Genomic DNA, 8,513 nt, shown 5'->3' with positions numbered 1-8,513 from the left:
ACGGTGCCGCCCCAGCGTTCCGCGCCGCTGCCACAACCACCACCTCCAGGCAAAGGGAGAGAGGAGCAATTGGGAAGTGTCTTAATCTAACTTGAAACGACTGTGACCCCGCTCTACTTCTCGGAGCTGAGCGCTGTCCCCACCTTCTCCATCAAGTCGTCCAGCTCGCTGTAGTCCGGCAAAGTGGTGTCGATGGCCTGCCCCTGACGCAACACCACCCGGTCATGTTGGGGTCGCGAGAGCAGCTCGTCAAAGCCACGTCCTTTGAACAGCACCAGATCTGCCGGCAGCCCCACCCCAATTTGCCCTCGCTCGGTCAAGCCCATGATGCGGGCAGGGGTGGTGGTGATGGCCTGGGGCCAATCCCCATAGGGGGTATCCAGGTGCAAAATGCGGGTGGCCTCCCGGAACACCTCCAGGCCGTCGTGATCCCCAAAGCCATAAAAGGGATCCCGGCAATTATCGCTGGCTATCATCACCGGCACGCCCAAAGCCTTCAGCTCATGCAACAGCGTCACTCCCCGCCAGCGGGGGGTATGGCCGGGGTTACGGGCTTGCAAATATAGGTTACACATGGGCAGGCTGACCACGGCAATTCCCGCCTCTCTGACCAAGGCCATAGTCTTGTGGGCCACCTCCGGCGGTTGCACGGCCAGGCTACAGCAATGGCCACACACCACCTGATGGGGAAAATCGTTGCGCAAGGCCGCCGCTGCTACGTGTCTCAATGTGAGGGATCCGGGATCATCCGTCTCATCCGTATGAAAGTCCAGATTCAGGCCCCGCTCCTTGGCCAGGGCAAACACCCGATCCAACTGTCGATCCACCTCTGGCCCCATCGCCACCACTCCACCTAGGATCCCGCCCACTTCCGCCACCTTGTCCGCCAGCTTTTCTGCTGCAGGGGTGAGAAAGGTATCCAAGCTCAGAAGCGTGACCGCCTGGAGTTCCAGCTTGCCCGCCCACTCTCGGCGCAACTGGACAAACACCTCCCAGTTGGCCCCCATAACTTGAGGGTTCTCACAGGCCAGATGGGTGCGCACTGCCTGGGATCCATGGGCATAGCTGCAGCGCAAACCAAAGCTGAAGCGACGGTAGAGATCCTCCCGAAACCGCTCCGGATCCCCGTCATAGGCTTGCTTCATCTTCACCCAATCTTCCTGGCCGGCCTGCCTCGCCCCGGCAAAGGTACCATCGGGATTGGGGGTGCGCGGCCACACATGTCCCTTGTCCAGGTGGGTATGGATGTCCACAAAACAGGGCCACACTTGGCCCCGCCTTAGATCCACGCTGGGGATCCCCTGGGGCGGGATCCCTGTTGCCAGCCGGATTTGGCGGATCTGCCCCCCTTCGATTTCCAGATCCAGCAACACCAGGTTATCGCGGTTGGGGACAGCCCCCCGCACCGCCTCCTTCAGTACCGACAGGGGAACCTGAGCATTCAGCAGCCAGTAGTGGGCAACGCCGGGGATCTGCATGGCGGGCAACGAAAAAGTGACTCCCAATCTTAAGGGGATCCGAGCCCCTCAGGAGGAATCCAGTGCTACAGCAGCTAGGCAAACTGGCCCACCACCTGCATGGCAAAGCTGAGCAAAATGAAGGCCAACCAGGGGGAAAAGTCCAAGCCACCAATGGGGGGAATGATGCCGCGGAACAGGTTGAGATAGGGATCGGTGAGTTGGCTGAGCACCGACAGGATGGGGTTAGACCAGTTCAGTTGCGGGAACCAGCTCAGCAAAATCCGCACGATCAGCAGAGCATTGTAAATGACGATGAACTGGTAAAGGGAGCGGAACAGCAAAGACGCGGCAGTGCCGTAGACCAACCCCAGGGAGAGGCCGTCCACCCAAGCGAGAGGAGACAACAAGTGACTGAGCATCATGGTTGGGAAAAGTAGGGAAACAACTCGATCAACTCAACATCCATTAAGCTGAAGCACCTTCGCCAGAGGCAGACCTGGCCCAGGATCGCAACTCAGCCGAGAGAGGATGGCAGAACCTAGAGAGGAAAGCCGCTGCCGCCTCTAGTTTGGCATGGACAGGGATCCCCTGCTCAAGGCTTTTCCTCAACAGCCCTGGAAGAGGTTTCCTTGACGAGCAATTGCGTGCGCATGGCCTGAATCGCCTCGTTTAACTCGGCAATCTTGGCCTCTAGAGTGCGGCGGGCTTGAGCAATGCGTTCTGCCTCATTTTCCCACTTCCTCCAGTCGCTGGACATGGCCGACTCACCTGAAGCACTGAGGCGCGGTCGTTCAGGGGCTACCGAGGTGCCGTTGAGACGATCCGGATCCCGGCGTTGGCCTTCGGCGGATCCCTTGCTGAGTCGAGGGGCAAGCACAAACCCGATCACCCCGCCGATGATCCCTCCCAACAGGGCGCCGGTCACTACACCCGCAATGAAGTCACCTTTCTGATCTGCCACGCTTTTATCCAGCTCAATAACAATAAACTTGAGTCATCTTCTTCCGTTCTACCTTTCCTGTCCCACTCCTGCCAGCAAATCCGACCAAGGTTGAGGTAGCCGCCAGCGGCTGAGATGTTCCAGATGGGCTTGCACCTGATCCCTGAACTCGGCAAGCGTGTGTTGCAGATCGCCGGTCGAGGGTATGGATCTCAGCGTTGCCTGCCAGAGGTAAGCTGGGGAAAGTTCAGGGCTGAGCAACTGCCACAAACGCTGCAGCTCCTCAAAGTGAAGGCGATCATCTTCTGTGAGGGAAAGCACCAACTGGCGACGCAGATCGCGGGCCTCTTCCGACATCAGGTAGCGCAAACCCGTTTGGGCGGTGGGTAACCAATCCAATCCCCCATCGCTGCGGGCAATTTGAATCAGGTTCTCCAGGCGGTTCCAGCGGAACTTACCATCCTTGATCAACACTTGCAGCAGCCGTTGGCGAATACGCGGCGATTCATCCGTCAGCAGGCGCTTGGCCACATAGGGATAGGCCACACCGACGATGCGGAACTGGGGATAGAGGCTGAGGGCTACTCCCTCTTGGGTCACCAAAGAGCGGATCACCAGAGCAAAGTGGGAGGGCACCTGAAAGGGGTAGCGGTACATCAAGTCGGAGAACTGATCTGTGGCCGTTTTGAAGTTAAAGTTGACCACCTCTTGGGTCAGCACGTCTGCCAGCACCTTTTCCAAGGCGGGGATCAGCTCTTGGCGGCCGACATCCGACTGCAAAAAGCCCAGATGAATAAAGTCATCGATCAAGGCGTTGTAGTCGCGATCCACCAGGTGAACCAGAGCATCCACCAAGTACTCCTTCATTTCCTCGGTAAGCTGATCCATCATGCCGAAATCGATGTAGGCCAAGCGACCATCGGCCAGAGCGAACAGGTTGCCCGGATGGGGATCCGCGTGGAAAAAGCCGTATTCCAGCAATTGCTTGAGGGCAGCAACCACCCCGATACGCACCAATTGTTTCACCTCCAGGTTGGCTGCTCGAATGCGCTCCACATCCGTCAGCTTGATGCCGTCGATCCACTCCAGGGTCAGAACCCGGCGGGTGCTGTAAGCCCAGAAGATGCGCGGCACGTACACATCCGGATCGTCGCGGAAGTATTCGGCGAAGCGCTCGCAGTTTCGCCCTTCGTGCAGGTAGTCGATCTCTTCAAAAAGCTTGCGGCCAAACTCATCCACCACCGCCGTCAAAGTACTGCCCAGGTTCAAGGGCAGCCAGGGGCCCAGCCATGTCGAGGCCCAGCGAATCAGGTACAGATCCAGGCTCAACTGCTCTCGCAGATGGGGTCGCTGCACCTTCACCGCCACCCATTCGCCGCTGTGCAACTGCGCTTTGTAAACCTGGCCCAAACTGGCAGCAGCCACCGGCTCTGGAGAGATCTGGGCAAAGATCTCGGCAATCGGACGGCCCAACTCGGATTCGATGCGGGCAAATGCTTGCTCGGAAGGAAATGGCGGCAGTTGATCTTGCAGTTGGGTGAGTTCTTCTAGGTAGTCTTTGCGCACCAGATCGGGGCGGGTGGAGAGGGCCTGACCCACCTTGATGAACGTTGGCCCCAGGTCGGTGAGCAGCTTTCGCAACTGCACCGAGCGCCGTCCCACATTGCGATCAGTGTGTCCCCACAGTTGATCCCAGCGCAAACAGAGGACAAACCACAAGAAAGGCCAGAGAATGGCCAGCGCCCGACCGATCACTTGGGGCAGGCGCCAGCGGTAATAGCGGCAGATCAATTGCGGATCGTAAACTTCCAAAGTGGCAATGGGCGAAGTTCTACTAAACACACTCCAGCGATCTCACAGTCTTTTGTTTTGAAGCTCTTGGTATCCATCTTAACAGAAAAAGCCTCGCCGTTTCTGCGCAAGGGCCTGTCAGCCCCATCCTGCCCCCTTCTCGGCCAGGGCCGGCCTGTTTCCCCCTCAAATGATGGTGTTGTCCGGGATCACCGAGTCTTTGATGATGGTGACGATGCCGTTGCTGATCCAGATCCCTTCCTCTTCCCGCTGCGCTTCGGTGACGTGATCCTTGTTGAGGATGCGGACATTGCGCCCAATGCGGGCATTCTTATCCACGATGGCGTTGACAATGTGAGAGTTGGCCCCGATGCCCACCGGTGGGATCCCTTCCTCCAGCCTGGCCTGCCGCTCTTCTACCGACTCGTAGTAATCGGCTCCCATCACCAGGGTGTTTTCGATGATGGTGTTGGCCTCCAAGCGGCTGCGAATGCCGATGATGGAGTTGCGAATTTGGGCGTTTTTGATGATGCAACCATCGGCGATCATGGAGTTGACAATCTGGGAGTCGAGGATTTTGTTGGGGGGCAAAAAGCGCGGGCGGGTGTAGATGGGCATTTCGCTGTCGAAGAAGCTGAAGGGCGGGTTGGGCTGCTGCACCAGTGCCAGGTTGGCCCGGTAAAAAGCCTCGATGGTGCCGATGTCTTCCCAGTAACCCTGGAAGAGGTAGGCTTGCAGATGGTACTTGCCGATGGCTGCCGGCAGCACCTCTTTGCCAAAGTCGGTGTGCTCCTTGACTTTGAGCATCTCGATCAGAGCTTCTCGCTTGAATACATAGATGCCCATGGAGGCGATGTAGGGCTTGGCTTTGGCTTCTTCCGGGCTGAGGCCGAGGGCTTGGGTGTCCACCTGACAGGCTTTCAGCAGATCTCCTGTTGGCTTTTCCTTGAAATCGACGATGCAACCGTTCTCGCCAAGCTTGAGCAAGCCAAAACCCGAGGCCACTTTTTCTTCACAGGGGAGCACCGCCAGCGTCACATCGGCCCCAACCTGCCGGTGATGGTGGATGAAGGGGCGGTAGTCCATGCGGTAGAGGTGATCCCCAGATAGGATGAGGAAGTCCCGCGGCTTCCAGGAGTCCATCAGCCAGAGGTATTGGCGAACGGCATCGGCGGTGCCTTGGAACCAATCGGGATTGTCAGGGGTTTGTTGGGCCGCCAAAACGTCCACAAAGCCGCCTGTAAAGGGAGACAAGCGGTAGGTGTTGACGATGTGGCGGTTCAGAGAGGCCGAGTTGAACTGGGTGAGGACGTAGATTTTTTCGATGTCGGAGTTGATGCAGTTGCTGACCGGGATGTCGATAAGGCGGTATTTGCCGGCCAGGGGCACAGCGGGTTTGGCGCGGCGCTTGGTCAGGGGATAAAGTCGGGTGCCACGCCCACCTCCCAAGATGATCGCCAGTACATCGCGCATGGTTGTCCTCCACCAGGCTACACCCAATAGCATAGACTGCTGCGGGGCCACCTCAACGACTGTCCTGTCGGATCTGGCCGGGCTGCTCAGAAAGGGGAACAAGTTGGCAAGACAGAATGCAGGGAGAGCTGATGGCGCGCATCCTGGCCTTTACCAACAACAAAGGGGGCACCGGCAAGTCCACCCTCTGCGTCCACGCGGCTCAGTTGACGGCCCAGCGGGGATACCGAGTTTTGCTCATCGATCTCACGTCCCAGGCCACCGCCAGCAGTCTCTACTTGGAAGAGGCCGGATCCTTGCCGGCACCGGAAACGGTTTGGGCCAGCTTACACCCGCAACACCAACGTCCTCTGGAAGAGGTGATCTACTGCACGGACAAGGGAGTGGATGTGGCGCCCTCCCACAGCACCATGGCGGAAGTGGCGGCCCAACTGGCTGCTGCCGGAGAGATGGGGCAGAATCTATTGCAGCGCCAACTGGATCCCTTGCTGCAGGACTACGACTTCATCTTTCTCGATACGCCGGGAGAACTGAATGCCCTCACCGCCAATGCCCTGCGGGTGGCCCAGCGGGTGTTGATCCCGACACGGCTCAACCGCGCCGATTTCTCCTGCACGGAAGTGACCTTGCGCTACATTGAGGCCCTGAAAGGCCAGCTCAGCCACGCCCGCGCCGTTTTGACGATGCTGGACGACCGCTATCTGCCGGGGGGCATTTGGTCGGGATCCCACACCGGGCAATTGTATGTGCAAGCGCAACAGATTTTTGCGGATGTGCTTTCACCCGTTACTATTCCAGATAGCAGCGATTTGCGCATCGCCTTTGACTACGGCTTGACGGTGATGGACTATCGGCCTGGATCGGCGGTGTGTCAGCGGCTGCTGCAGTTTGTTGAACGCGAGGTGCTCTTGTGACTGGATCTGACCGCAGCCTCTTTCCTTCGTCGGGGGAAACTTCCCGCCGCTCCGGCGGAATTCGGCGCAAGGCCGGTGCTAAAACCAGTTCAGAGCCCACCTCCGCAGAGTCTACTCCCACAGGTGAGGAGCCGACAACGATGTCTTCTCAGTCTCCCCCAGAACCAACCCCAGAATTGCCGGAAATTGCAGCCCTCAAAAGCCAACTGGCCGAAGCTCAACAACTCTTGCAAGACTACCAAAACAAAGTCTCTACCCTGCAAGCTCAATTGCAGCAGGTTACTGCCCATCGGGACGAATTGCAAAAGGCGCTGGCGCAGTTGCAAGCGGTTGCGGACGAGCGGGCCAAAACCATCCAGGAGTTACGGAAACCCAAAGAGCAAGCCCCCATCATTCAGCCCAAACCCCAATCCTCGCCTCTGCACGCGCAAAAGAAGATCATGAATCGGCCCATCTTCGACAATGTATCAGCCACCGATGAAAGCATGCCTCCCTATCTGCTGGATTGACTGGGATGGAAGGGATCCCTAAGGGCGTGATTTGGATGGGGTCTCCACCTGTTCTGCTCCCTCCTGTTTTCAGCCCGACCTGTGCTTTTTTCCCTGCTTCCTGGAGATCCGGGATCCGATAGTTGGATATTGGATTGGATAACCTTTGTTCCCGCTGCCCTTCCCATGAGCCAATCTCCATCGACTCTCCCTTCTGGTGATGCCATTCCGCCCCACGGGGGCACCCTGATCAACCGCATTGCCCCGCCTGAGCAGGCGCAGGAGCTGCGTTCCAAAGCCGAACATTGCCCCATCCTCTATCTCGACGAGCGGGCCCAATCGGATCTGGAGATGATCGCCATTGGGGGCTTCAGCCCGCTAACGGGGTTTATGGGGCGGGAAGATTACCAGGCCGTTCTGGAAACAATGCACCTGGCCAATGGCTTGGCTTGGTCGCTGCCGGTCACCCTGCCGGTCTCCTCGGAAGTGGCAGCGGGTCTGAAAGAGGGGCAAATGATTGCCTTGGCCAGTGCCGAGGGCAAGATCCTGGGCCTACTGGAGCTGACCGAGAAGTTCACCTACGACAAAACCCGCGAAGCCCGGCAAGTTTATCGCACCACCGATGAGCAGCATCCAGGGGTAAAGGTGCTCTACGAGCAGGGATCCGTCTATTTGGCCGGCCCCGTCACCCTCCTGCAGCGGGATCCCCACCCTCTTTTTCCGGCCTACCAGATTGACCCGGCCCAATCGCGGCACCTGTTTCGGGAAAGAGGCTGGAGAACCATTGTAGGCTTCCAAACCCGCAACCCCATCCACCGCGCCCACGAGTACATCCAAAAATGTGCCCTGGAAATTGTGGACGGGCTATTTTTGCACCCGCTGGTGGGGGCTACCAAAAGCGACGACATTCCCGCCGATGTGCGTATGCGCTGCTACGAGGTGTTGATCGAAAAGTACTACCCCAAGGAGCGGGTGATCTTGGCCATCAATCCTGCGTCGATGCGCTACGCCGGCCCCCGCGAGGCTATTTTCCATGCTCTCATTCGCAAAAACTATGGCTGTACCCATTTCATTGTGGGGCGGGATCACGCCGGGGTGGGGAACTACTACGGTACCTACGATGCCCAACACATTTTCGATGAGTTCCAGCCGGGGGAGCTGGGCATCATTCCCTTGAAGTTTGAACATGCTTTCTATTGCACCGTCACCGGCACCATGGCCACGGCCAAGACCAGCCCCAGCCAACCCCACCAGCGCATTCACCTCTCAGGTACCAAGGTGCGGGAAATGCTGCGCCGCGGTGAAGTGCCCCCGCCGGAGTTTTCTCGACCAGAAGTGGCCCGGCTGCTGGCCGAAGCCATGCGAGAGCGGGGTTAACCCTGGGAATCTCCCTAAGTGGCAGTCAAAAAGGGCCTGGGACAGACCAGACCCTCTGTATTGAAAGTTG

The 8,513-nt window shown here is 58.3% G+C and carries 8 protein-coding genes; 3 read left to right on the top strand and 5 right to left on the bottom strand.

Translation table 11 applies throughout. The features are described from left to right. Positions 1-113 precede the first annotated feature (113 nt). The 5 genes from NW820_RS07775 to NW820_RS07755 form a co-directional block, all read right to left on the bottom strand. On the bottom strand, positions 114-1,505 hold the full coding sequence (locus tag NW820_RS07775) for a cytosine deaminase (protein WP_414407156.1): 1,392 nt from the start codon (positions 1,503-1,505) through the stop codon (positions 114-116). Between the two features lie 47 nt (positions 1,506-1,552). Continuing rightward, positions 1,553-1,882, bottom strand: a complete 330-nt coding sequence (locus tag NW820_RS07770; RefSeq protein WP_011432695.1) for a YggT family protein — start codon at positions 1,880-1,882, stop codon at positions 1,553-1,555. Positions 1,883-2,052: 170 nt separating this feature from the next. Next, the gene (locus tag NW820_RS07765; RefSeq protein WP_414329675.1) at positions 2,053-2,421 is read right to left on the bottom strand and encodes a hypothetical protein; all 369 of its coding nucleotides are present in this window, start codon (positions 2,419-2,421) and stop codon (positions 2,053-2,055) included. Between the two features lie 48 nt (positions 2,422-2,469). Beyond that, positions 2,470-4,242: an ABC1 kinase family protein gene (locus NW820_RS07760; RefSeq protein WP_414407155.1), complete on the bottom strand. Its 1,773-nt coding sequence runs from the start codon at positions 4,240-4,242 to the stop codon at positions 2,470-2,472. Between the two features lie 135 nt (positions 4,243-4,377). Then, positions 4,378-5,664 carry a glucose-1-phosphate adenylyltransferase gene (locus tag NW820_RS07755; RefSeq protein ID WP_414407154.1) on the bottom strand — a complete coding sequence of 429 codons (1,287 nt, stop codon included), beginning with the start codon at positions 5,662-5,664 and terminating at the stop codon, positions 4,378-4,380. 131 nt (positions 5,665-5,795) lie between these two features. Between NW820_RS07755 and NW820_RS07750 the strand changes: the two genes are divergently transcribed. The 3 genes from NW820_RS07750 to sat all read left to right on the top strand — a co-directional run bounded on the left by NW820_RS07750 (position 5,796) and on the right by sat (position 8,443). Next, entirely contained in the window at positions 5,796-6,578 is a 783-nt protein-coding gene (locus tag NW820_RS07750; protein ID WP_414407153.1) for a ParA family protein, read from the top strand. A 140-nt stretch (positions 6,579-6,718) separates the two neighbouring features. After that, entirely contained in the window at positions 6,719-7,087 is a 369-nt protein-coding gene (locus tag NW820_RS07745; protein ID WP_414329683.1) for a hypothetical protein, read from the top strand. A gap of 165 nt (positions 7,088-7,252) precedes the next feature. Further along, entirely contained in the window at positions 7,253-8,443 is a 1,191-nt protein-coding gene (gene sat, locus NW820_RS07740) for a sulfate adenylyltransferase (RefSeq protein ID WP_414350154.1), read from the top strand. Positions 8,444-8,513: the final 70 nt, after the last annotated feature.

The sequence above is a fragment of the Synechococcus sp. R55.7 genome, from assembly GCF_047461955.1.
Taxonomy (GTDB): Bacteria; Cyanobacteriota; Cyanobacteriia; order Thermostichales; family Thermostichaceae; genus Thermostichus.
The sequence above is the reverse complement of the archived record's forward strand: the minus strand, read 5'-3'. Positions and strand labels throughout refer to the sequence as shown.